The organism is Nocardioides stalactiti (assembly GCF_014180715.1).
GTDB lineage: Bacteria > Actinomycetota > Actinomycetes > Propionibacteriales > Nocardioidaceae > Nocardioides > Nocardioides stalactiti.
Genome location: NZ_JACEFC010000074.1, coordinates 1 through 23,503, shown reverse-complemented (window position 1 = coordinate 23,503; position 23,503 = coordinate 1). Strand labels below are relative to the sequence as shown.

General features: G+C 72.6%; 22 protein-coding genes. 7 read left to right on the top strand and 15 right to left on the bottom strand.

Translation table 11 applies throughout. The features are described from left to right. Together H0487_RS14755 and bioD are read left to right on the top strand one after the other, a co-directional pair. On the top strand, positions 1 to 1,044 hold a 1,044-nt coding region (locus tag H0487_RS14755), incomplete at its 5' end, for an aminotransferase class I/II-fold pyridoxal phosphate-dependent enzyme (RefSeq protein ID WP_183094992.1). Then, positions 993 to 1,802, top strand: a complete 810-nt coding sequence (gene bioD / locus H0487_RS23475) for a dethiobiotin synthase (RefSeq protein WP_446685573.1) — start codon at positions 993 to 995, stop codon at positions 1,800 to 1,802. The genes H0487_RS14755 and bioD, both read left to right, overlap by 52 nt. 196 nt (positions 1,803 to 1,998) lie before the next feature. On the opposite strand, the gene H0487_RS14745 is transcribed toward bioD, so the two are convergent. From H0487_RS14745 to H0487_RS14735, 3 genes are read right to left on the bottom strand one after another with little or no spacing between them, the layout of a single operon-like run. Beyond that, complete coding sequence (locus H0487_RS14745; protein ID WP_183094990.1) at positions 1,999 to 2,646, bottom strand: response regulator; 648 nt, start codon at positions 2,644 to 2,646, stop codon at positions 1,999 to 2,001. Between the two features lie 54 nt (positions 2,647 to 2,700). After that, positions 2,701 to 4,134, bottom strand: coding sequence for an amidase (locus H0487_RS14740; RefSeq protein WP_183094989.1), 1,434 nt, complete (start codon positions 4,132 to 4,134; stop codon positions 2,701 to 2,703). A 35-nt stretch (positions 4,135 to 4,169) separates the two neighbouring features. Beyond that, a complete protein-coding gene (locus H0487_RS14735) occupies positions 4,170 to 4,724 on the bottom strand; it encodes an NADPH-dependent FMN reductase (protein WP_183094988.1) in 555 nt (184 codons plus the stop codon). A 162-nt stretch (positions 4,725 to 4,886) separates the two neighbouring features. On the opposite strand from H0487_RS14735, the gene H0487_RS14730 reads away from it, so the two are divergent. Then, a complete protein-coding gene (locus H0487_RS14730; RefSeq protein WP_183094987.1) occupies positions 4,887 to 5,480 on the top strand; it encodes a TetR/AcrR family transcriptional regulator in 594 nt (197 codons plus the stop codon). A gap of 15 nt (positions 5,481 to 5,495) precedes the next feature. On the opposite strand, the gene cimA is transcribed toward H0487_RS14730, so the two are convergent. Next, positions 5,496 to 7,115: a citramalate synthase gene (cimA, locus tag H0487_RS14725; protein ID WP_183094986.1), complete on the bottom strand. Its 1,620-nt coding sequence runs from the start codon at positions 7,113 to 7,115 to the stop codon at positions 5,496 to 5,498. 172 nt (positions 7,116 to 7,287) lie between these two features. Continuing rightward, positions 7,288 to 8,925, bottom strand: coding sequence for a serine/threonine-protein kinase (locus H0487_RS23940; protein WP_183094985.1), 1,638 nt, complete (start codon positions 8,923 to 8,925; stop codon positions 7,288 to 7,290). A 119-nt stretch (positions 8,926 to 9,044) separates the two neighbouring features. Between H0487_RS23940 and H0487_RS14715 the strand changes: the two genes are divergently transcribed. Continuing rightward, positions 9,045 to 9,836 (top strand): FkbM family methyltransferase, encoded by a 792-nt coding sequence (locus H0487_RS14715; RefSeq protein ID WP_183094984.1) that lies wholly within the window; start codon positions 9,045 to 9,047, stop codon positions 9,834 to 9,836. Positions 9,837 to 9,860: 24 nt separating this feature from the next. Here H0487_RS14715 and H0487_RS14710 read toward each other — a convergent pair whose 3' ends face one another. The 3 genes from H0487_RS14710 to H0487_RS14700 all read right to left on the bottom strand — a co-directional run bounded on the left by H0487_RS14710 (position 9,861) and on the right by H0487_RS14700 (position 12,303). After that, the gene (locus tag H0487_RS14710; RefSeq protein WP_183094983.1) at positions 9,861 to 10,940 is read right to left on the bottom strand and encodes a branched-chain amino acid aminotransferase; all 1,080 of its coding nucleotides are present in this window, start codon (positions 10,938 to 10,940) and stop codon (positions 9,861 to 9,863) included. A gap of 71 nt (positions 10,941 to 11,011) precedes the next feature. Next, positions 11,012 to 12,136 carry a 3-isopropylmalate dehydrogenase gene (locus H0487_RS14705; RefSeq protein ID WP_446685572.1) on the bottom strand — a complete coding sequence of 375 codons (1,125 nt, stop codon included), beginning with the start codon at positions 12,134 to 12,136 and terminating at the stop codon, positions 11,012 to 11,014. Between the two features lie 11 nt (positions 12,137 to 12,147). Beyond that, positions 12,148 to 12,303 carry a hypothetical protein gene (locus H0487_RS14700; protein WP_183094982.1) on the bottom strand — a complete coding sequence of 52 codons (156 nt, stop codon included), beginning with the start codon at positions 12,301 to 12,303 and terminating at the stop codon, positions 12,148 to 12,150. A gap of 256 nt (positions 12,304 to 12,559) precedes the next feature. On the opposite strand from H0487_RS14700, the gene H0487_RS14695 reads away from it, so the two are divergent. Genes H0487_RS14695 through H0487_RS14685 form a run of 3 tightly spaced genes read left to right on the top strand, consistent with a single transcriptional unit; the run spans position 12,560 to position 14,771 of the window. Further along, positions 12,560 to 13,129 carry an O-methyltransferase gene (locus tag H0487_RS14695; RefSeq protein WP_183094981.1) on the top strand — a complete coding sequence of 190 codons (570 nt, stop codon included), beginning with the start codon at positions 12,560 to 12,562 and terminating at the stop codon, positions 13,127 to 13,129. A 21-nt stretch (positions 13,130 to 13,150) separates the two neighbouring features. Further along, on the top strand, positions 13,151 to 14,008 hold the full coding sequence (locus H0487_RS14690) for a hypothetical protein (protein WP_183094980.1): 858 nt from the start codon (positions 13,151 to 13,153) through the stop codon (positions 14,006 to 14,008). Beyond that, on the top strand, positions 14,001 to 14,771 hold the full coding sequence (locus H0487_RS14685) for a sialate O-acetylesterase (protein WP_183094979.1): 771 nt from the start codon (positions 14,001 to 14,003) through the stop codon (positions 14,769 to 14,771). Before H0487_RS14690 ends, H0487_RS14685 begins: the two co-directional genes overlap by 8 nt. A gap of 13 nt (positions 14,772 to 14,784) precedes the next feature. On the opposite strand, the gene H0487_RS14680 is transcribed toward H0487_RS14685, so the two are convergent. The 7 genes from H0487_RS14680 to H0487_RS14650 form a co-directional block, all read right to left on the bottom strand. Further along, entirely contained in the window at positions 14,785 to 15,549 is a 765-nt protein-coding gene (locus tag H0487_RS14680; protein WP_246383616.1) for an FHA domain-containing protein, read from the bottom strand. A 2-nt stretch (positions 15,550 to 15,551) separates the two neighbouring features. Next, on the bottom strand, positions 15,552 to 16,838 hold the full coding sequence (locus tag H0487_RS14675) for a vWA domain-containing protein (protein ID WP_183094978.1): 1,287 nt from the start codon (positions 16,836 to 16,838) through the stop codon (positions 15,552 to 15,554). Beyond that, on the bottom strand, positions 16,831 to 18,057 hold the full coding sequence (locus H0487_RS14670) for a protein phosphatase 2C domain-containing protein (protein WP_183094977.1): 1,227 nt from the start codon (positions 18,055 to 18,057) through the stop codon (positions 16,831 to 16,833). The genes H0487_RS14675 and H0487_RS14670 overlap by 8 nt, the downstream gene beginning before the upstream one ends. Continuing rightward, complete coding sequence (locus H0487_RS14665) at positions 18,054 to 20,441, bottom strand: serine/threonine-protein kinase (protein WP_183094976.1); 2,388 nt, start codon at positions 20,439 to 20,441, stop codon at positions 18,054 to 18,056. Before H0487_RS14665 ends, H0487_RS14670 begins: the two co-directional genes overlap by 4 nt. Next, positions 20,438 to 21,550: a hypothetical protein gene (locus tag H0487_RS14660; protein WP_183094975.1), complete on the bottom strand. Its 1,113-nt coding sequence runs from the start codon at positions 21,548 to 21,550 to the stop codon at positions 20,438 to 20,440. The genes H0487_RS14665 and H0487_RS14660 overlap by 4 nt, the downstream gene beginning before the upstream one ends. Beyond that, positions 21,547 to 22,515: a glutamate ABC transporter substrate-binding protein gene (locus H0487_RS14655; RefSeq protein ID WP_183094974.1), complete on the bottom strand. Its 969-nt coding sequence runs from the start codon at positions 22,513 to 22,515 to the stop codon at positions 21,547 to 21,549. The genes H0487_RS14660 and H0487_RS14655 overlap by 4 nt, the downstream gene beginning before the upstream one ends. Further along, positions 22,512 to 23,503 (bottom strand): GlnX family signal transduction membrane protein (locus tag H0487_RS14650; protein WP_183094973.1); only part of this gene is annotated, 992 nt, incomplete at its 5' end. The genes H0487_RS14650 and H0487_RS14655, both read right to left, overlap by 4 nt.

The following is a 23,503-nucleotide window of genomic DNA, read 5'->3' as shown; positions in this document are numbered from 1 at the left end:
GCGGCCGACGACCGGACCATCGACCTGGCCGGCAACGACTACCTCGGCCTGGCACGGGCGGCCGCCGTCCGTCAGGGCGCCGCCGACGCCGCGTTGGCGTGGGGCGGGGGCGCCGGCGCGTCCCGCCTGGTGACCGGCACGCTCGACCTCCACGCCGAGCTCGAGCACCAGCTCGCCGACTACACCGGCCAGCCCTCAGCGCTCGTCCTCTCCTCCGGCTACGCCGCGAACCTCGCGATCGTGACCGCCCTGGCCGACCGGACGACCCACGTGATCTCCGATGCCCACATCCACGCCTCGCTCGTGGACGCGGCCCGGCTGTCCCGCGCGCGCCTCACCGTCGTCCCGCACAGCGACGTCGACGCCGTCCGCGCCGCACTCCGAGCGACCGCGTCCGGCGAGCGTGCCCTCGTGCTGGCCGAGTCGATCTACTCCGTGCTCGGCGACGCGGCGCCGCTCGCCGAGCTGGCCGAGCTCTGCACGTCGTACGACGCGCTGCTGGTCGTCGACGAGGCGCACGGGCTCGGCGTCCACGGCCCCGGCCTCGTCACCCGCGTCGGCCTCGCCGGGCACCCGCACGTCGCGGTGACGGCGACCCTGTCGAAGTCGCTGGGCAGCCAGGGCGGCGCGGTCCTCGGACCGGTGGCCCTCCGCGAGCACCTCGTCAACCGGGCCCGTCCGTTCATCTTCGACACCGCGCTCGCCCCGGCCGCCGCGGGTGCCGCGCTCGCCGCGTTGCGGGTCCTGCGTGCCCAGCCCGAGCTCGCCGACGTCGTGCGCAGCCGGGTCCGGTCGCTGGCCGAGGCGCTGGGCGTCGTCGCCCCCGACGGTGCCGTGCTCTCGATCCCGATGCCGTCGCCGCAGGCGGCCGTCGTCGCCCAGGCCGCGGCGCTCGCCGAGGGCGTTCGGGTCGGCTGCTTCCGGCCGCCGTCGGTCCCCGACGGCATCTCGCGGCTGCGTGCGACGATCAGCGCCGGCCTCACCGACGCCGAGTGGGACCGCGCGGTCGAGGTCCTCGTCGCGGTCTCCAAGGAGCACCAGTGACGGGTCGGCGGCGCGTGGTCGTCGTCACCGGCACCAACACCGACGTCGGCAAGACGGTCGCGACCGCCGCGCTGGCCGCGACCGCGGCGGGTCGGGTCGTGGTCGTCAAGCCGGTGCAGACCGGCGTGCTCACCGACCCGCGGGACGCACGGACCGTCGCGCGGCTCACCGGCGTCGCCGTCGAGGAGCTCGTCGCGCTCGACGAGCCGCTCGCCCCCGACACCGCGGCCCGCCGGCAGGGCGTCACCGTGCCACCGGTCCGCGAGCACGTCGCACCGATCCTCAGGCTGGCCGCGGACCACGACACCGTCCTCGTCGAGGGCGCGGGCGGCATCCTGGTGCGTCTCGACACCGACGGCGGAACCCTCCTCGACCTCGCCGTCGGCCTGACCGAGGCGCTTCCCGGCGACGTCGACCTCGAGGTCGTCGTCGTGGTCTCCCCCGGCCTCGGGACGCTCAACCACACCGAGCTCACCGTCGGCGCGCTGCGCGCCCGCGGGATCGAGCCCGCCGGCCTGGTGATCGGGACCTGGCCGGAGGCGCCGGGTCTCGCCGAGTCCTGCAACCGCGAGGACCTCCCCCGAGTCACCGGACTGCCGGTGCTCGCCGTGCTGCCGGCCGGGGTCGGCANGCCGGTGCTCGCCGTGCTGCCGGCCGGGGTCGGCAGCCTCGACCGGGCGGCCTTCCGCGCCGCCGCGCCGGGCTGGTTGACCGGCGCCGCTCCCCCGACCGCCCCCACCGCAGGCGCCGACGCTTAGGCGTTTGAACGCCCAGCACCCCGCTTGGGACTTACGGCCCGGGTCGCCGATTGCCTAGCGTTGACCTCGTCCCCGGAGGCAGAAAATCTCCACGTGGTGCTCGTCCGATGGGGGGCGAGCACCACGACCTCCGGTCTCCCACGAACCCGCACGGTTCGGTCGACGAACCCGCGCAGTTCGGTCGACGAACCGGCACTCACTCTCCGCGCAGCAGCGCGATCGCGCTCTCCCGGTCGGTCACCCGCAGCTTCTTCAGCGCCGCCGACACGTGCACGCGCACCGTCGACCGCGAGAGGTACAGACGGCGCGCCACCTGGTCGGTCGACAGGCCCTCGCCCAGCAGCTCCATGACCTGCCACTCGCGCGCCGTCAGCTTCGAGGCGGCCGGCGAGGTCTTCTCGAAACGCGGCAGCGCCGGTGACCGGAACTCCTCCGCCAGCCGGCGCACCAGGTGCCGCGGGATCGCGGCCTCGCCGTCGAGGACGCCCCGCAGCGCGAATCCGAGCCGGCTCGGGTCGGTCTCCTTGAGCAGGTAGCCCGCAGCACCGGCGCGCAGCGAGTCGAACAGGTCGTCCTCGGCAGCAGCCTGGGCGAACATGACGATCGCCGTCGACGGCAGCCGGCGCGCGAGCTCGCGCGCCGTGGTGATCCCGTTGCCCGGCAGGTCGACGTCGAGGAGGACGACGTCGGGCCGATGCTCGGTGGCGAGGGCGATGGTCTCGTCGGCCGTGCCGGCCGACCCGATGATCTCGCAGCCGCTCGCCGCAAGCGCCTCGACGGCACTCGCGCGCACGGCAGCATCGCCGTCGGCGACGACGACACGGACCGGGGGCTGGTCACTCACGACGGTCATGACACCACGAAGTCACCCGGATCCGCAGGCGGAACCGCGGGGCGGTCACCAGATCGGCGGTCGACGGTCGTACCACGGCGCCGCCGCCTCGACCTGCGCGGCCAGCGACAGCAGCAGCTCCTCCTCCGCCGGACGACCGGCGAGCATGACCCCGACGGGCAGACCGTCGTCGGTCCAGTGCAGCGGCAGCGAGATCGCCGGCATGCCCGTGACGTTCCAGGCCGAGGTCCACGGGGTGAAGCGCTTCTGCGCCTCGAAGTCGCCGGCCGGGTCGGCGTCGTCGCGGATCGCGCCGACGGGCAGCGGCGGGGTGGCCAGCGTGGGCGTCAGCACCACGTCGTACGGCGCCAGCGCGACGAGGGCGCCGGCGGCGTACTGCCGCAGTCGGCCGATCGCGAGTCCGAAGTCCGGACCGCTGACAGCCTCGCCGCGCTCCGCCAGCCATCGGGTGAGCGGCCGGAGCAGGGCGCGCTGGTCGGCGCCGAGCGGGGTCACCGACAGCGCGGTGAGCACGGCCCAGCACGTCTCGAACGTCGGCACCGCCTCGGGGGGGAGCGGTACCGGGACGTCGTCGATGACGTGGCCGAGGTCGGCGAGGAGACGGGAGGCCTCGTCGTAGGCGCGCCGCGACTCGGCACTCACCTCGACGTCGGCGATGACCGGTTGGACGAACCGGGCGATGCGCAGCCGGCCCGGGTCGCGGCGGGTGGCGGCGAGGAAGGTGCCCTCCGGCGCGGGCGCCCAGGACGGGTCGCCCGCGCGGCGTCCGGCCAGCACGTCGAGCAGCGCGGCGGCGTCCCCGACCGAGCGTGCGAGCGATCCGGAGGTCGCGAGGCCGATCGGGTCGCCGTACGACGGGAAGCCGCTGATCCGCCCGCGGGTCGGCTTGAGGCCCACCAGACCGCAGCAGGACGCGGGGATCCGGATCGACCCGCCCCCGTCGGACCCCTGGGCGACGGGCAGCAGCCCGGCGGCCACGGCCGCGGCCGCGCCACCGGACGACCCGCCCGCCATCCGGGTGGTGTCCCACGGGGTCACCGCCGGCGGACGCCCCTCGGGCTCGGTGTAGCAGGGCGAGCCGAACTCCGGCGTGCTGGTCTTGCCGAGGCTCACCAGCCCGGCCGCCTCGATCGCCAGCGTGACGGCGTCGGAGACCTCGGGCACGTAGTCGGCGAACACCGGGGAGCCGAACGCCGTCGGAACGCCCGCGGTGAGGTTGAGGTCCTTGATCGCGGTCGGCACGCCGGCGAGCGGCGAGGCTCCGTCGCCCACCGGACCGACGGCCGCGACGTCACGGGCCCGCCGCCGCGCGAGGTCGGGGTCCAGGTGCGCGAACGCGCCGGCCACGAAGTCGGGGACCTCGTGTCCGGCGCGTTCGATGCGACCCAGGTAGTGGTCGGTCAGCTCGACGGCGCTGACGTCGCCGTCGCGGACCAGGGCGCCCTGCTCGAGGGCGGTGAGGTCGTGCAGGTCTGCCACGCGACCAACCTAGGACACCGCTCGGCGAGCCACCGTCAGGCAGCGGCGCTCTCGGCCTGGTACGACGCCAGGTCGGCGACGACGGCGAGGAACTTCTCGACCGTCTCGACCTCGGCCGAGGGGTCGGCGCCCCAGGCGTGGGCGTGGGACAGGGCGATGTCGTCGAGGACCGCCGCGCCGGCGATCCGCGCGGACTTGCGGGTGTCCTCGTGCGCCCACTGGCCGCCGTACTGGCCGACGGCGGTGCCGACGACGGCGAGCGGCTTGTCCTTGATGGCGCCGGCGCCGAACGGGCGGGACGCCCAGTCGATGGCGTTGTTGAGGACGGCCGGCATGGTGCCGTTGTACTCGGGGGTCACGACCAGGAGGCGGTCGGCCGCGGCGACCTGCGCGCGCAGCCGGACGACGGCCTCGGGCGCACCGTCGCCGTCGAGGTCCTCGTTGTAGAAGGGGAGCTCGCCCAGTCCGTCGGCGATGTCGACGGTGACGCCGGCGGGCGCCTGGGCACGGATCGCCTCGGCGATCTTGCGGTTGAGCGAGTCGGCGCGGAGGCTGCCGACGAGGACGAGGACGCGGGTGTTGTCAGTCATGTCCATTGAAACGGACCGCAGTCCGCTTCTATTCCTCTTGTCGAATCCGGACCTTCCTGGGTCGAATCCTGACCTTTCGAGCGTCGTACGACGGCTCGGTCCAGGTAGGTGCGGATTCAACGCAGATAAGTCGGGATTCGACGATCTAGAGTGACCAGCGCCATGTCGAAGCCGCTCCCCCTGCTCACCTCGCCGCCCCCGGAGCGGCGCGACGCCGCGCGCAACCGCGAGGCCCTCCTGGAGGCCGCGGTCTGCCTGGTCGAGGTCCACGGGGTCGCCGGCGTGACGATGGACGCCCTGGCCGCCCGCGCCGGCGTCGGCAAGGGCACCGTCTTCCGACGCTTCGGAAGCCGCGAGGGGCTCATGGCAGCGCTCCTCAACCACTCCGAGACGGAGTGGCAGGCAGCCGTGATGGGCGGGCCGCCGCCGCTCGGTCCGGGCGCGCCTCCGCTCGATCGCCTACTGGCGTTCGGCGCCTCCCGCATGGAGCTGAACCTCCGCCATGCCGAGCTGATCGAGGCTGCCGGCCATCCCGGCACCCGCGGCGTCGGCGCGTTGTCGTTCACCACCATGCACGTGCGCTACCTGCTCGGCGAGATCGGCGTCGTCGGCGACCTCGGCTACCTGGCCACCGCGCTCGTCGCGCCGCTGGAGATCATCGTCCTGCGTGAGCAGGTCGACCGGGCCCAGGTCCCGATGGCGCGCATCGTGGCCGGCTGGACCGACCTCGTGCACCGCGTGGTCTCGGCCCCCTGAGCACCACCGTCGCGATCACTCGACGTGGTGGCGCACCAGCCCGTAGGTGAATCCGTCGACGAGCGCCTCCCAGGACGCCTCGATCACGTTGGCGCCGACGCCCACGGTCACCCAGGACGACTCGCCGTCACTGGTCTCGATGAGCACCCGCGTGATCGCGTCGGTGCCGTGGCCCTGGTCGAGGATCCGGACCTTGAAGTCGATCAGCTCGAACTTCGCGATCTGTGGGTAGGCCTGGACGATCCCCGACCGCAGCGCCTGGTCGAGCGCGTTGACCGGGCCGTTGCCCTCACCGGTGACCACGTAGCGCACACCGGCGGCCCGGAGCTTCACCGTCGCCTCCGAGACCGCCTCCTCGCCGGGCTGGGCGTGGGTGAGCGTCTCGGTGATGACCCGCCACGACTCGACGTCGAAGTACGACGGACGCGTGCCCTCGACCTCTTCGATGAGGAGCAGCTCGAAGGAGGCGTCGGCGGCCTCGAACGTGTAGCCGACCGACTCCTGCTCCTTGACCCGGGCGGTCACCCGGGTGACGACCTCGGGGTGCTCGGAGAGGTCGAAGCCCAGTTCCTTGCCCTTGAGCTCGATCGACGCGCGACCGGCCATCTCCGAGACGAGCAGACGCATGTCGTTGCCCACGCCGGCCGGGTCCATGTGCTGGTAGAGGTCGGGGTCGATCTTGATCGCGGAGGCGTGCAGACCGGCCTTGTGCGCGAACGCGGAGACGCCCACGTAGGGCTGGCGCGCGGACGGCGGCACGTTGGTCACCTCGGCGATCGCGTGCGCGATCCGGGTCGCCTCCTGGAGCAGGCCCGGCGGCAGCACCTGCTTGTCCAGCTTGAGCTCGAGGTTGGCGACCACGTTGACGAGGTCGGCGTTGCCGGTCCGCTCGCCGTAGCCGTTGATGCAGCCCTGGACGTGGGTGGCGCCCGCGTCGACCGCGGCGAGGGTGTTGGCGACGGCGAGGCCGGTGTCGTTGTGGCAGTGGATGCCGACCCGGACACCGGTCGACTCGACCACGTCGTGGACCACGTCGGCGACCCAGCCGGGCAGCATGCCGCCGTTGGTGTCGCACAGCGCGACCACGTCGGCCCCGGCGTCGTACGCCGTCTTGAGGACCTCGAGGGCGTAGGCCCGGTCGAGGCGGTAGCCGTCGAAGAAGTGCTCGGCGTCGAGGAACACCTGCTGGCCCTCGGCCGTCAGGTGGCTCACCGTGTCCCGGACCATCGCGAGGTTCTCGGCCAGCGTGGTCCGCAGCGCCTTCTCGACGTGACCGGTGTGCGACTTCGCGACCAGGGTGACGACGCCGGCGCCGCTCTCGCGCAGCGCTGCCACCAGCGGGTCGTCCGCGGCGACCGCGCCCGCCCGGCGGGTGGCGCCGAACGCGGCCAGGCGCGCGTGCTGGAGGTCGAGCTCGGTCTTGGCCCGACGGAAGAACTCGGTGTCCTTGGGGTTGGCGCCCGGCCAGCCGCCCTCGATGAAGCCCACGCCCAGCCCGTCGAGCTGGCGCGCGATGCTCAGCTTGTCCGCCACCGTCGGGTTGAGGCCCTCCTGCTGCATGCCGTCGCGCAGGGTGGTGTCGTAGACGTGGAACGCGCCGTGGAGGTCCAGAGGTGCGCTGCTGGGCTTGTTCATCGAGCTTCCTTCGCTGGTCGAGCATCGGCGTGATCCGGGCAAAACAAAAGCCTCTCGAGGGAACGAGAGGCTGGCGCGTCGGCCGGGGGACTCCCCCGATCGACGCGCTAACTAATGATGATCACGCGGTGCTGCACGCCCTCAGTCTGCCACAACGGCGGCGGCGGAAGCCCTAGATGCCGAACGGCGGACCGGACGCCGGCAGCCAGTGGACGCCCTCCACGACGACGACCAGACCGAGCAGCCCGGCGGCGAGGACGAGCACCACGCAGGCCGGCACGCACCGACGCCAGGTCGCCGCCAGCGGGTGGGCCACCCGCGACAACGGCGAGCGGAACCGGCTGGCCCCCGGGCCCGACCAGAGCGCGACGCCGAGAGCGGACCCGGCGGTGAACAGCGTCGACGCGCCGTCCAGGGCGGCGGCGTAGCAGAGCAGGCCAGCGGCGAGCGCCAGGCCGAGGCTCCACAGCACGAGCACCGCCGTCCCGGTGAGCGCACGGACCGAGTGCCAGGGCGTGCTGAAGGCGACCTGGGGGGCGTCGTACCAGCGGGTGCCGCGGACCGTACGACGATCCGCGCCCGCGGTCCCGGCGAGCGAACCGGTGCGCAGCAGCCAGACCCCCACCAGCACCCCCGCGAGCGCGACCCACGGAGCGAGTGCGGTCAGGCTGCCGAGCACCAGGCTGGCGCAGCCGACGAGGCCGCCGCGGCGGATCCGCTCGGCCACCGGCACCCGCGGCGGGACCCAGAGACCCGGATCCAGCGGCGGCGGCCACCCCGACGGGGCCGTCGGGCCGACCGGGGCAGTCGCGGCGACGGGGGCGACCGGGTAGGGCGGCGGGTACGGCGGCGGGTAGGGCGGCGCGGTGAGCACCTGCGTCGCGGGGTGCGGCTGCGCGAGCGTGACCGCTGCGCCGTTGGCGAGCGCCACGGGCAGGGTGAAGTCGTCCTCGTCCGCACGGCGGCCCTCGACCGGTGGCGGCACGAGCGGCGCGGACGGCTGGGTGCTGAGCGGCCGGAGCCAGGCCAGCAGCTCGGGCACCGACGGCCGGGACAGCGGGTCGGGGTCGAGCGCGGCGTCGAGCACCGCGGCGAGCGGTCCCTCGATCCCGGACAGGTCGTGCTCCCCGCGCCGGGCGCGGTCCATGATCGCCATCGAGGGCCCGCGGCCGTAGGGCGGTCGCGCGGTCGCACCGTAGGCGACCGTCGCTGCCCAGGCATGCACGTCGGCGGCCGGCGTCGCGTCGTCGCCGTACAGGATCTCGGGCGCGAGGTAGCCCGGCGTGCCGAGCAACCAGCCGGTCTGGGTGAGCCGGGGGTCGTCGGCCACGCGGGCGAGGCCGAAGTCGATGAGGATCGGGGTCCGGCCCTCCATCAGCACGTTGGACGGCTTGATGTCGCGGTGCAGGACGCCGGCGTGGTGGACCGCCGCGATGCCCTCCGCGAGACAGCCCGCCAGCCAGAGCAGGTCCCGGTCCTCGACCGGACCCTCCTCCGCGACGTGGTCGTGCAGCGACAGCCCGGGGACGTAGCGGGTGACGACGTAGGGCACCTCGGCCCACGGGTCGGCGTCGAGGAACTCCGCGATCCAGGGGCTGCGCACCAGCGTGAGCGTCGTGACCTCCCGCGCGAGCCGGGCGCGGGCCTCCTCGTCACCGACGATGTGGGGCCGGAGCACCTTGAGCGCGACCCGGCGGCCGTCGTCGGCGCGCGCGAGGTGGACGATCCCCATGCCGCCCTCCCCGAGACGGGTCAGCAGCGTGTAGTCGCCCACCCGCGTGGGGGGCGCGCTCTGCGGCTGGATCGTCACGGAAAGAGGCTACCCAGCGGGTCGCCGTACCAAGCGCAGGCGCGGGCGATTGCGGGTTCGGTGCGGACCTCGGGGTACCGTCGAACACGATGCACGACCACTCGGGAGGTACGGCACCCATGACCATGACACGCCTTCATACCGGCGAAGTGAGCTACCAGGCGTTCGCCCGACCTCTGGCCCGTCGCGCACGCAAGCTCCCGCGCGACGTCGTCACCGCGCGCGTCGCCGACGCGTTCCGCGACCTGTGCCGCGCGCTGCAGCCGACCGTCAGCCTCGAGGTCGGCGCGCACGAGGCGGGCTTCAGCCGGTGGATCAAGAACGAGGTGCCCGACGCGCGCTGCGTCGCCTTCGAGGCCAACCCCTACGTCCACCAGAAGTACGACGACGAGCTGGCGGAGACGGGTGTCGAGTACCACCACCTGGCGATCTCCGACGTCGACGGCACCGTCGATCTCGGCATCCCGCGCCGACTCCACAACACCCGCAAGGGTCGCCGGTTCCGCAAGCTGCGCACCAGCCGGATGGCCAGCCTGTCCCGCCACCGCTACGCCGTGCGCACCGAGACGGTCGCGGTCCCCTCGCTCCCGCTCGACGACTTCCTGCACGTGACCGACGACGACGTGATCGTCGCGTGGATCGATGTCGAGGGCGCGTCCGGACCGGTCCTCACGGCCGGCCGCGAGGTCCTCTCCCGCGCCTCGCTGGTCTACATCGAGGTCGAGAACGAGCAGGTCTGGGACGACCAGTGGCTCGACGTCGACGTCGCGGCGTTCCTCGCCGAGTGCGGCCTGGTGCCGGTGCTGCGCGACGTCCAGCGCCGCCATCAGTACAACGTGGTGTTCGCGGCCGCCGACCTCGCCGACCACCCCCGGATCCGCGCGGCCCGCGCGGCCGTCTACCGTCCCTGACCGCAGGTCACCCCGACGGGGGTGTCAAACGATCTGGTGCATCCAGCCGAAGGTGTCCTCGGCCCGGCCGAACTGGACGTCGACGAGTGCCTGGCGGACCTTCATCGTCAGCTCGGTGGACGCCGGGGCCGGCGAGCCGCCGTCGCGGGTCTTCAGCGTGCCGACCGGCGTCACGACCGCGGCGGTGCCGCAGGCGAAGATCTCGGTGATCCGGCCGCTCGCGACGTCGGTGCGCCACTCGTCGATGCCGAACTTGCGTTCGGAGACCTGGTAGCCCATCTTCCCGAGGATCTCGATGATGCTGGCCCGGGTGATGCCCTCGAGGATGGTGCCGGTCTCGGGGGTCACGATCGTGCCGTCGTCGTAGGCGAAGTACAGGTTCATGCCGCCGAGCTCCTCGACGTACTTGCCCTCCTCGGCGTCGAGGAAGACGACCTGGTCGCAGCCGTGGGCGTAGGCCTCACGCTGCGCGACCAGCGAACTCGCGTAGTTGCCGCCGGTCTTGGCGGCACCCATGCCGCCCCGGCCGGCCCGGGTGTACTCCTCGGTCAGCCACAGGTTGACCGGCTTGGCACCGCCCTTGAAGTAGGCCCCCGCCGGGCTGGCGATCACCATGAAGGTGACGTGCTCGGCCGGACGCACCCCGAGGAACTTCTCGGAGGCGAACATGAATGGGCGCAGGTAGAGCGCCTTCTCGCCGCCGTCGGGGTTGGTCGGCACCCAGCGCTGGTCGACCTCGACGAGCGCGTCGACGGCCTGGACGAAGTCGGCGACCGGGAGCTCGGGCAGGGCCAGCCGCTCGCACGAGCGCACCATCCGCTCGGCGTTGGCCTCGGGTCGGAACGTCCACACCGAGCCGTCGGCGTGGCGGTAGGCCTTCATGCCCTCGAAGATCTCCTGCGCGTAGTGCAGGACCGCGGCCGCGGGGTCGAGCGTGATCGGGCCGTACGGCGTGATCCGGGCGTCGTGCCAGCCCTGGGCCGGCGTCCACTCCACCGTGAACATGTGGTCGGTGAAGTTCGTGCCGAAGCCGGGATTGGCGAGGATCTCGGCCAGCGTCGCGTCATCGACCTGCGTGGACGAGAGCGTGGTGCTGATCTGCATGCCAGACAATTTAGTCGGTCTTCCTAGTAGTACGGAAAGTCAGGAGCGTGACCGGACTGGCGCCGGTCTGACTAGCCGTCTACTCGCGCGGCGCTGAGGCGCGCGGCGATGGCGTCGCCCACCTCGGGGGTCGACCGCTTCTCGCCCGGCGCACGGGCCGCGAGGTCCTCGATGACGGCGGTCTCGATCCGCGCGGCCGCCTCGGGGTGACCGAGGTGGTCGAGCAGCAGCGCGCCGCTGAGGATCGCGGCTGTCGGGTCGGCGACCAGCTGGCCGGCGATGTCGGGAGCCGAGCCGTGGACCGGCTCGAACATGGACGGCGCGGTGCGGTCGGGGTTGACGTTGCCCGAGGCTGCCAGGCCGATGCCGCCGGTGATCGCGGCGGCCAGGTCGGTGACGATGTCACCGAACAGGTTGTCGGTCACGATGACGTCGAACCGCTGCGGGTCGGTGGTGAGGTAGATCATCACCGCGTCGATGTGGCAGTAGTCGGTGGTGACGTCGGGGTACTCCGCGGCCACCGTCTCGAACAGCCGCCACCAGACCGAGCCCGCGTTGACGAGCACGTTGGTCTTGTGGACCAGGGTGAGCTTCTTGCGCGGGCGCTTCCGGGCACGGGCGAAGGCGTCGCGGATGACGCGCTCGACGCCGAACGCGGTGTTGACCGAGACCTCGGTCGCCACCTCCGCCGGCGTACCGACGCGGAGCGCGCCGCCGTTGCCGGTGTAGGGACCCTCGGTGCCCTCGCGGACGACGACGAAGTCGACCTCGCCCTGGCCGAGGACGGCGTCCGACAGCGGCGAGACCGCACCCGGATAGATCCGCGACGGACGGAGGTTGACGTAGTGGTCGAGCTCGAAGCGCAGCCGCAGCAGCAGCCCGCGCTCGAGGATTCCCGGCGGCAGGTTGGGGTCGTTGGGCTTGCCGCCCACCGCTCCGAGGAGGATCGCGTCACTCTGCCGGATCTCGGCGAGGACGGAGTCGGGCAGCACCTCTTGGGTGGCGAGGTACCGCTCCGCGCCCAGGTCGTAGCGGGTCTGTTCGAACTTCACCCCGGCGGGGGCGGCAACCTCGAGGACCTTCAGCGCCTCGGCCGTCACCTCGGGGCCGATGCCGTCGCCGGGGATGACGGCCAGGGCCACGCTCCCCTCGACAGGGGCGGCCGGGCTCACGGTCTGGTTGCTCTCAGAAGTCACGGGCGAAGACGTTAGTTGTCGTCAGGACGAAGATCGTCCTCGTCTCGCAGGGCAGTCCCCACGCTGGTCGCCGCGGGACCGTTGGACGCCGCCTGGAGCGCGTCGTGGTGCGCGCGGTTGAGCGGGTGGTCGGGGTCGTGCTTGGCCGGACCCCAGTCGGGATACATCTCGTACATGATCGTGCTCGCCTTCCGTGCAAAGGACTTCTCGACAGTGTGAGTGAGAAGCCCATGCAGGCGAGGGATGCACGCCGCAGCACACCGCGGCGAGGTGGCCTCTCTCAGGCCCCGCCGCGGCGCACGATAAGTACGTAGAAGTGCCGCATGGTGCATCGAGAGTACGACGTCCGCGACCCGGTGTCTCGGCAATTCCACCCCTTGTTCGCATCCCGAGACACGGGTTATCCAGTGAAAGACTCATTACATGAGCGCGCCCCCGGAACTGCCCGACGTGGTCAGCCGCGCGTTCGACGTCTCCCGTCGCGCGGGCTACGTGTCCTTCTGCCGCAACGAGACCGGCCGCCTCCTCGCCGCGCTGGCCGCGACCCGCAGCGGGATCATGGCCGAGTTCGGCACCGGCTGCGGCGTGGGCACGGCGTGGCTGCGCTCGGGCGTGCGCGACACCCAGGCCCGGATCCTCAGCGCCGAGCTCGACCCCAAGCTGGCGCGCGCGGCCGCCGAGATCTTCACCGACGACCCGCTCGTCGACGTCCTCACGGCCGACTGGTCGACCCTCATGGACAAGGGGCCGTACTCGCTGCTGTTCCTCGACTCCGAGCAGCCGGCCGAGGTGGGCGTCGACGCGATCGCCGACCTCGTCGAGCCCGGCGGCATCGTCGTGCTCGACGGCTTCTGGCCCTGCGAGCAGTGGCCCCCGATCACCGCCGGCCGCGTCGACACGTTGCGCGAGCGGTGGCTCACCGACGAGCGTTTCACGGCGGTCGAGATCATGGTCGCCACCGACTCCTCGGTGGTCCTCGCCACCCGGCGCTAGCCGCCGGATAGATTCGGCGCCATGCCGGTCCTGCGCGTCATCGACCTCGACCGTCGCAAGCCGGAGAGCTGCTTCCTCCAGGAGTTCCGCCGCGACGTCTACTCCCAGTTCGGCGAGGACGGGGTCATCGAGAAGATCTTCGAGATCGTCGGGACCACGAACCGCTGGTGCGTGGAGTTCGGCGCCTGGGACGGCCTGCACCTCAGCAACACCGCGCACCTGCTCCGCGACCTCGGGTGGAGCGGCGTGATGATCGAGGGCAGCGCGGCGAAGTTCGAGGAGCTCACGGCCAACTACGCCGACCACGACCGGGTCCACCCGGTCCTCGCCGTGGTGGGCTTCGAGCGGGGCAAGGACGCGCTCGACGACCACCTCCGGACGACACCGTGCCCGCTCACTCCCGACCTGGTCAGCATCGACATCGACGGCGCCGACTACTACGTGTGGCGTTCCCTGCACCGCTACAAGCCCCGCGTCGTGGTCATCGAGTTCAACCCGACCGTCCCGAACGACGTCGTGTTCGTCCAGGACGAGGACATGGCGATCAACCAGGGCGCCTCCCTGGCCGCGATGGTCGAGCTCGGCAAGCGCAAGGGCTACGAGCTGGTCGCGACGACCAACGGCAACGCGTTCTTCGTGCAGGCCGACCTGTTCCCGCTCTTCGCCATCGCGGACAACTCCATCGACGCACTCCGGGAGAACGTCAGCGGCCGGATCTTCCACTGCTACGACGGCACCGTCTACACGAAGATGAGGCCGCTCCAGTGGGTCGGCCGCGGTGACTACCGACCGCCGATCGACGTCTTCCAGCTGCTCCCGCCGGAGCAGCGGCACTTCTACGACCGCGTCGACGAGCCGGACGGCGGAGGCGATGACTGAACCCGCTCGGCGCGGCCGGTTGGTCGTGTTCGGCGGGCAGTCCAACATGCTCGGCCACCGCACGGCCACCGACGGCGCGAAGCCGACCTCCTCCCTGGTCCGCGCCTGGGACAACGGCGGCGCCGCCGGCACCTGGCGGCAGGCCGAGCTCGGTCACCCGCCCTTCAACGTCCTCGGCAACCCGAAGGGCGACCCGGCGGACGGCCCGGCCAACAACGCGGCCCTGCACTTCGCGGTCGCCCTCGCCGAGCGGACCGGTGACCCGGTCCTCCTCGTCGGCGCTCCCGTCAACGGCAGCAGCATCGTGTCGTGGCAGGACGAGTCGGCGGTCAACCTGGAGCGGCTGCTCACGGAGTGCAGGCACGCGCTGGCCAGCGAGGAGGCGGTCGCCGCCGGGGTGACCCACGCCGACACGATGCTGTGGCACCAGGGCGAGACCGACGACGAGGGTGCCTGGATGGTCAAGGATCCGCGGCTGACCGACCTGCCGTCGTACGTCGCGGCGTTCGAGCGGATGCGCTCGACCCTCGCCCGGCAGTCGTGGTGGGCCGACGACACCCGGTTCATCGCCGGCGAGCTCGTCCGCGACGGCTGGCTCTCGGCCCGCAACGACTTCTACGGCGCCGGTGCCCTCAACGGTCCGCGGGACGCCGTGGTGTCCTCGGAGGGGCTGGGCCACGTGGGCGACCGCGCCCACTTCGACGGCCGGGCGCTGCAGCTCCTCGGCGAGCGGATGTTCGAGGCGCGGCTCAGCCTCGGCTGACCCTCAGGCCTGGTCAGACCTGCTCGCCCGGAGCGGCCTTGCGGACCACCAGCCGGCTCCACGCACCGAGGTAGACCCGCTCGTCCGGCCCGAGCTCCCGCTTCTCGCCCGGGTTGAGCGGTGCCGTCGGCAGCGGGCCGAGCGGGCCGCCGACGTAGGTGCCGTTGGACGAGCCGAGGTCCTCGACCCACCAGCGCGAGCCGTCGGTCGTGAGCTGGCAGTGGCGCCGGCTGATCCCGTTGTCCGTCGTCAGGTCGATGTCGGGGTGGATGTTGCGGCTGCGCGAGGCACGACCGACGAGGACCGACGTCGTCCGGAGCGGTACGACGACCGGCACCCCGGCCGACGGCAACGGGTCGGAGGAGTCCTGGTCGGCGTACCAGTCGGGGTCGATCCAGACCTCGGCGACCCACGCGGCCGTCAGGGGCGGCGCGATCGACGACGCCCCCGGCGTCTCGGCGGTCGGCGGGTCGAGGTCGGTCCCGGGCGCGTCGACGGGCGCCCCGAGGTCGAGCGAGGACGGGGTGGCCGCACGCGGCGACTGCCCGGTCGTGAAGTCGTAGCCGCACGCCTCGCAGAACAGCGCGTTCTCCGGGTTGACCTCCGAGCAGTTCGGGCAGGTCGAGGCGGTCGCCGGCACCGGCGGCGCCGGTGTGCTGTCCCCCGCCGCCGGCCCCGACACGTCCGGCGCAGGCCCGCCGGCATCGCTGATCGGCAGCCCGCAGACGTCGCAGTAGTCGTCGGCGGTGGAGGCGTGGCCGGAGGGACAGGTAGGCAAGGTCAGCTCCCCGCCGGGCGGACCCGGGTCGTCTTGGTCGACGCGGTGTCGAGCGCCATCTCGTCGGCCTTGTCGACCGCACGCTTGAGCCGGACCGTGCCGTCGGCCTCGTTCTGGACGTCGACGACCTTCTTGAGCTTGGCGGTCGCCTCGTCGTTGCCGGTCTCGGCAGCGAGCTGGACGGCGCGGCCGAGCTTGGTCGTCGCGGTCGCCTCGTCGCCGGCGGCCTTGGCCGCCAGGCCCTCCTGGATCGCGGCGGCGAGCTCGGTCTGCCCGGTGTAGTGGGCCACCTGCTTGTCGATCCGGGTGGTGAGCTCGGAGTTGTTGGACCAGGTCGCCTTGACCAGGCCCTGGGTCACGACGTTCTCGCCGAGCGCGAGCTGGACGCGCGCCGCGAGCTGCTCCTGGCCGAGCGCCTTGGCGGCGACCCGGATCGCGACGTGGTAGTCGCGGGACTCGTCGGCCCAGGCGCCGGTCGGGAAGTCCCGCGTCAGCGGGTTGACCGAGACCCCGCGGTCGGTGAGGTCCTCCAGGGTCGGGGCGACCTGGCGGACGAAGAGCACCTGCGAGCCCTGCGGGGTCCACACCCGGAGCTTGGCGTCGGCGACGCCACGCGCCATCGAGGCCCGCATGATCTCCTGGAACTGGGCACGCATCTGGTCGGGCCTCGGGATGATGTCGACGGTGCCGAGGAGGGCCTGCGAGATCCGGCGGATCTCGGCGACCTGCCAGTCCGTGCCGGCACCGCGGCAGTCGGCCTGGAAGTAGCCGGTCGCCCGGTTGATCGCCTCGTCGAGGCGCCCCGGCCGCTCCCGGTTCTCACCGTCGGTGAGCAGCAGCACGTGCCGCTGGGTCACCTGCGGCACCGACGCGAAGACCTGGCCGGCGAGGTCGAGCCAGGTGGAGATCGCCGTACCGCCGCTGCCGACGAACCGCCCGATCGACGCCTGCGCCTCCTGGCGGGTCTGGGGGTTCATCTGCACCAGCGCGGGGCCGCTCGTCACCGGCGGGTAGGCCAGCATCGCCCGGTCGGCTCCGGCGATCACCGCGAACCAGGTGCCGTCGACGATCTCGCCGATCGCGGCCTGGGCGGCGTCCTTGGCGGCCGCCATCGTCGCCGGGCCCATCGAGCCGGAGGTGTCGACGATGATGATCTCGCCGGCATCGCCGCTGCCGGACTGGCCGGCGGTCCCGGCCCCCTTGCAGCTGATCGTGACGATCGCGTTGACGTCGGTCCCGCCATCGGGCAGGAACTCGTTCTGGAAGACGGCGGTGGTGAACTCAGCCATCGGTCGGGGCTCCCTCTCCTGGTACGACGGGCGGCGCCGGAGGCGCCGGAACGGCTGCCGTGACACCGGCATTCTGCACGGGCGGCGGTGGCGGCGGAACGGCGGGCAGCGGGCCTACCCGCGCCAGCGAGGCCGTGATGTTGTCGTGGCCGCCCGCAGCGGAGGCGAACGCGACGAGCGCGAGCGCCAGCTCGCCCGGACCGACCGGCCCGGCCGCCGCGATCTGCGCGGCGAGCGCGTCGGGCTCGGACGCGTAGTTCCAGAGCCCGTCGGAGCAGGCGAGCAGCCATCCCGGACCGTCGACGTCGTGGAACGCGACCGACGGCACGACGTCCTGCGCGTCCCGGCCCAGCCACTTGGTGATCGCGTGGGCGTACTCCCCCGTCTCGGCGACCTCCTTGGCGACGCCCGAGGCGATCTGCTGCTGGGCGACGGAGTCGTCGACGGTCAGCTGGACCGCGGTCCCGCCGTCAGGGAACCAGTACGCCCGCGAGTCGCCGAGCTGGGCGGTCGTGATCCGGGTGCCCTCCAGGACGGCCGCCGTGAACGTCGCCGACGCCGGGTTGGGCTCGTCGGGGTCGGTGATCGCGACGATCGCGGTGTTGGCCGCGGCCGCAGCGGCGGTGAGCACCTGGGTGACGGCGGCGTCGCGGCTCTGCGGGGTGCCCATGCCGGCCGGCAGCGGGGTCCTCAGCACGTCGCGGGCGGCGCGGGCCCCGGCGAGGGAGGCGACGTCGGAGTCGACGAGGTTGGACACCCCGTCGAGGACGACGAGGACCGCCCGGGAGCCGGGCTGCTCGCCGGCCAGCAGCGCCATCGCGTCCTCGTTGCGGCTCTTCTTGGGCCCCTTGTCGCAGACGCCCGCGACCCAGGTGGCCGGGGCCTCTCGGAAGTGGTCGCGCTCGCTCGGCGCCTTGGTCCCGCAGGACAGGCAGTACAGGTCGGGCCCGACCTCGCCGCCGCAGGTGCCGCACGGACGGCGGCCGGGGTCCGGCAGCGGGTCCGGGAGGGCGTCGTGCGGACGCCGGGTGGGCGCGCTGATCGGGGCGTCGCCGAGGGCGTGGTCCTCGGACGGGACCGCGCTCGGCGGCTGGAGCGGTGCGGGCGCGTCGGCGACCGGGGTGCCGCAGGACTCGCAGAAGCGGGAGCCGGCAGGGACCCCGGCACCACAGGATCCGCAGGGGCTCTCCGCTGCGGCAGCAGCCGGGGTCTCGGTCACGTCAGGCTCCAGTTCCGTACGGCGTTGGCCTGGTTGACCAGGTCGACGCGCTCGTCGAGGTCGTGGGCGTCGCGGGCGAGCAGTCGCAGCGCGTTCTCGAGGCCGGCGCGGACGTCGCGCTCCGAGGCGGGCACGGACCCGATGCTGACGCCCTTGCGGGGCGGGTTCTGGCTCACGACCGGCAGGGCCTCCTTGAGGATCCGCACGGTGTAGCGCTGCCGGGTGGGGCCGTCGACCGACGAGCTCTCGATGGTCCGCAGTGCCTGGTCGAGCACGGTGAGGTCCTGCATGCTCCCGGCGAGGAGCACCTCGGCCCGCTGCTGCCGGCTCTCGGTGTAGCCGCGGCTGGTGGTCGGCACCAGGTCGAGCGCGGCGACCGCGCCTGCGGTGTCGCGCCGTCCGGCGCGCACTCGCGCCATCCCGAAGGCGGACGGGGCGACGTACGTCGCGTCCGTGGCGGCACAGGTCAGGTAGAGACCCTCGGCGACCTCGGGTTGACCGCCCTCCTCGCAAGCGAACGCCAGCGCGAGCTTGGGCGCCAGCTCACCGGGCACCTGCTGGTAGACGGCGTTGAACGACCCCTTCGCGGTGTTCCAGTCGTCCTGCTGGACGGCGGCGAGACCCTCCATCCACAGCGCCCGCCACTCCCACGGGTCGGCGGAGAGCAGGTTGCCGGCATAGCTGCGGACGGCGGCCGGCTCGCCCAGCTCCAGGGCGGCCTTGCAGCGCGCGAGCCAGACCTCGGCCGTGTCCTCCGGGGCCTTGTCGAGGTCCTTGAGCCGCTGCCGCGGGTTGTCGTCGCTGATGCTCGACAGCCAGCCGTACTGCGGGTCCGTGGTGTCCTCCCGCAGCTTCGGCAGGTGCGCCCAGCTGGTCACCGCCCGGGTCACCGCCGGCGCCTCGAACAGCACGGAGGCCGCCGAGGTCAGCGCGGTGCCCTGCCGGCGCCGGGCCACCACCTCGCGCAGGACGCCGAGCATCTGGGTGCGCAGCTCGTCGACGGACGCGAACCGGTCGGCCGGGTCGGCCGCGCAGCACTTCGCGACCAGGTGGTAGAGCGAGTCGTACTGCTGGAAGAGGGGCGTGGAGTCGACCGGCGGCAGGCTGTGCAGGTAGGTGCCCTGGTAGCCGCGGAACTCCATCGTGAGCACCAGCAGGGTGCGCCCGATCGTGTAGATGTCGGAAGCGACCGACGGACCCACCTCGGCCACCTCGGGCGCCTGGTAGCCGACGGTGCCGTAGATCGCCGACTCCTGGTCGTCGATCCGGCGGACGCCGCCGAGGTCGATCATCTTCATCGCGTCGCCGACCTGGATCATGTTGTCGGGCTTGAAGTCGCAGTAGACGAGACCGAGGTCGTGCAGGTACTGGAAGGCGGGCAGCATCTCGAGGATGTAGGCGAGCGCCTGGTCGACAGGCAGCGGGTCGTACTCCCCGCCCTTGGCCCGCATCCGGTCCTTGAGGATCTGCTTGAGCGACTTGCCGCCGACGTACTCCATGACGATGTAGCCGGCGCCTTCGTGGGTCACGAAGTTGTAGATCTCGACGATCGCCGGGTGCTCGACCTGGGCCAGGAACTGCTGCTCGGCGATGGCCGCCGCGAGCGCGTCGGGGTCGCCGGAGTTGAGCAGGCCCTTGAGGACGACCCACCGGTTGGAGACGTTGCGGTCCCGCGCGAGGTAGATCCAGCCGAGACCGCCGTGCGCGAGTGCGCCCGCGACCTCGTACTGCCCGGCGACGAGGTCGCCCTGCTGGAGCTTGGGGGTGAACGAGAACTGCTGGCCGCAATTGGGGCAGAAGCCCTCGGGCCGGCCGGGCTGGCCGTTGATGCTGCGGCCGACCTGGTGGCCGCACTTGGAGCAGCTGCGCTTGTCCTCCGGCACCTGCGGGTTGGCCATGATCGCCTTGGCCGCGTCGAGCGGCGGGGCCGGCGGCACGCTGGTCAGGCCGGCGCCGATGCGGGCGGCCCGCATCCGCTGGGAGCCGGTGCGGGTACGGCGGGTCGAGCTCGAGCCGGCACCGCCGGCCCGCCGGGATCCGATCGCAGCGGACTGCACCCGACTGGCCGACGTCGCGACCGAGGCCCCGTGGTCGGACATCGGCTCGGCCTGGGCAGCCACCGGGGCGGGCGGCGCGTCGGCGGCCGAGCCGCACACGTCGCAGTAGCCGTCGAGGATCCGGCCGCGGCAGGCGGGCTGGGTGCAGGCGGCGCCGTTGGCGACCGTCGGCGCCGGGGTGGCGCCGGTCGCGGTCGCACCGACCGTGGCGGTGGGCACGTTGCTGCTCGCGCCTGCCCCGGCGTCGCCGGGCGACCCGCAGACGTCGCAGTAGCCGTCCAGGATGCTGCCGGTGCAGCCCGGCTGGGTGCAGCTCGCTGTTGTCACTGCGCGGTCTCCTTCTGAAGCCAGGTCTGGTAGGTCGCAACCAGCTGCTGGGCGACGGACATCGGGGCTGGGGATCGGGCGAGGACGGCGCGGGCCTGCCTCTCGCTCTCGACGAGGTCGGGGCTCTGGGCCACCCCCTGGGCGGTGGCCTTCGCGACGTAGGCGTCGAGCAGCGCCACCAGGTCGGTGTGCTGGGCGAGCGCGTCGGCGTACTTGTGCTGGGCGAACTCCAACGCCTGCGAGACCCGGTCGAGGCGGACCAGGTAGGCGTCGATCTCGTCGGGAGTGACCGGGACCGGCCCGAGCGCGTCGACGTCGGGGACGGCGAAGCGGGGGGCTGCGTCGGTCGTCGCCACGCACTGCGCCGCGAGCTTCTCCAACGCTGCCTCGCGCGCCTCGAGGTCGGCCCGCAGCTCGCGGGCGGAGATCACCTTCGAGCGCGCGTCCCGTCGCCGGGCGTTGCCGACGATGAGGTCGCGCTCGAACGTCGTCGCCTCCATCTCCAGCGGCCCCAGCATCCCGCCGACGTCGGCCCCGCGCTCGGCCCGCTCCTTGAGCTGGTCGAGACGCAGCAGCAGCCCGGCGAGCGTCCGCGCGGCCGTCTCCTGCGAGGGCTGCGGCTCCAGGCCGACCTGGTCCCGGATCCGCTCGAGCTGCGCTCGCAGCTCGCGGACCCGGGCCGCCTGCTCGGTGGCGTCGTGCGCGAACGCGAGCTTGGTGCGCAGCTGGCCGGTCATCGCGTCGTTGAGGCGGCACGCCTCCGGCAGCGACACCGCCAGACCGCCCGGCACGTCGGTCGCCCCGTCGAGCCGTCCCCAGACCAGGCTGGAGATCCGCTCCCGGTCCTGCTGGAGCACCCGGCCGCCGTCCCACGTCGCGAAGACCAGCTGGTAGCGGTCGTGGATCGCCTTCCACAGCGCCAGCACCAACCCCATGTCACCAGCGAGCTCCTGCCCGCGCCCGGCCGCGATCGCCGCGCCGTCGAGCTCGTCGAGCTCGTCCTTGCGCGTGCGGATCCAGCCGTCGAGCTCGACGACGTAGCGCTGGATGAGCGCCGGCTCGACGGCCTCGCCGAGCTTGCCGGGTGCGGTGGGGGCGGTGGCGGTCACTGGATCGCGTCGGGCGGGTCGCCCTCTCCCAACTCGTCCTCGAGCCACGTGTTGTAGGCGCGCTGCCACTCCCCCGAGTCGACCATCTCCTCCAGGGCGGCGTTGACGAAGGCCACGAACTCCTCGTCGCCCTTCGGGATGCCGACGCCGTAGGGCTCACTGCTCAGTGGGGTCTGATCGGGGACCACCGCGTACGGGTCCTGAGCGGCCAGCCCGGCGAGCACGGTGTCGTCACCGGTGATCGCGTCGACCTCGTCGTTCTGGAACTTGATCAGGCAGCCGGTGTGGTTGGTCGCCGGCACGATGATCGCGTCGGGCTCGAGCTTCTCGATGTTGACCAGGCTCGTCGACGAGTTGGGCGCGCAGACCCGCTTGCCCGCGAGGGACGACGGACCCGTGTAGGTCGCCTCCTCGTCGAGAGGGACCAGGACCTTCTGCGTCGCCTCGTAGTAGACGGCGGAGAAGTCGATCTGCTCCTTGCGGCACGAGTTGATCGTGAAGTTGCGGACGACGAGGTCCAGCTCGACCGGGTGCTCGTTGCCCTCGGCATCCAGCCCGCCGAGAAGCGGCAGCCGGTCGGCGGCGGTGATGACGCGCAGCTGCGTCTGGGTGTTGAAGTTGAACGTCTCGCCGAAGATCGCCTCGCCGATCGCCTTGACGACCTCGACGTCGAAGCCCTGGATCCGGCTCGTCGCCGGGTTGCGGGCCGCCATCAGGTAGGTGTCGGCCGACACCCCGACCTTGAGGACGCCCTCGCTGCGGATCCGCTCGACAGTGGCGCCCGGGGTCGCATCGGCCGGCACAGAGGCGAGCGTCGCGGCGTCCGTGGTGCACTCGCTCTTGGGAGCCGGTGTGTACGGCGGCTCCTCCGCCTGCTTCGGGACGGGCGTGTCCTCGTAGCCGCACGCGCCGAGCGCGAGCACGGCGACGCTCAGGACGACTGCGAGACGGCGGTGGCCGATCATGCGTACTCCTTCCGGCGGGCGCCGATACCTCGTGCGACGGCGACGGCGGAGACGAAACCGAGCACCAGGGTCAGGAGCGAACCGAGCAGCGCGATCGAGCGGCCGGCGCGGAGCGCGTCGGTGGTCGCGGCGCCGTTCTCGTCGGCGAGCGCCTGGCTCGCCTCGTCGAAGCGGTCGAAGTTCGCGGTCAGCGACGTCTCGCCCGGGTCGATCGCGATCCTCTTGGCGTCGAACCACCGGTCCCTGTCGTCGGCGGTCACGATCTGGGCGTGGCCGTCGGCGTAGGCGTTCCACTCGTCGAGCACCGACCGGTCGGCGCGCTCCTCGACGACCTCGGCCGCGGCCTCCCACTTCGGCTCGTAGGTCGGCCCGGAGCCCTGGAGGATCAGCCGCAGGCTCTCGTAGGCCTTGGCGTCGTTGCCGGCGGTCCGAGCCGCTGCCTGGTCGACGGCCATCGCGAGCTCGTTCTCCAGCAGGTCGTCGTTCTGGCTGTCGCCGCGCCAGGCCGCGATCACCGCGGCGAAGGTGACGACGAGGACGATGATGCCTGCGACGGAGACCCCGACGTTGAGGTAGCGGCGGAACCGACCCGCGAGCACCATGCTCACCCAGACCAGCACGGCCACGGCGGCGATCCCGATGAGCAGCAGCCAGAACGGGTGCTGGCCGGACATCGAGTCCTCGGCGCGCTCGGTGTTGGACTCCACGAGGTTGGCCAGGATCGGCTGCGCGTCGGTGCGCAGCGCGGCGCTGGCGCCGCTGAGGTAGGAGTTGCCGATCACCAGCTGCTGGCGGCTGTTGGCCCGCGCCTCGGTGACCGCCGTGGTGTAGTCGTTGATCTCGACGATGAGCGCCTGGAGCGCCTTCTCGTCGGCCGGCTGGGCGTCGGCGGCGGCAGCGATCTGCTCGAGGAGGTCCTGGATGGCGGCGTCGTAGTCCGCCCGGAGCCCGGGGTCACCCTCGCCGCCGATGAGGAAGTCGTTGGTCG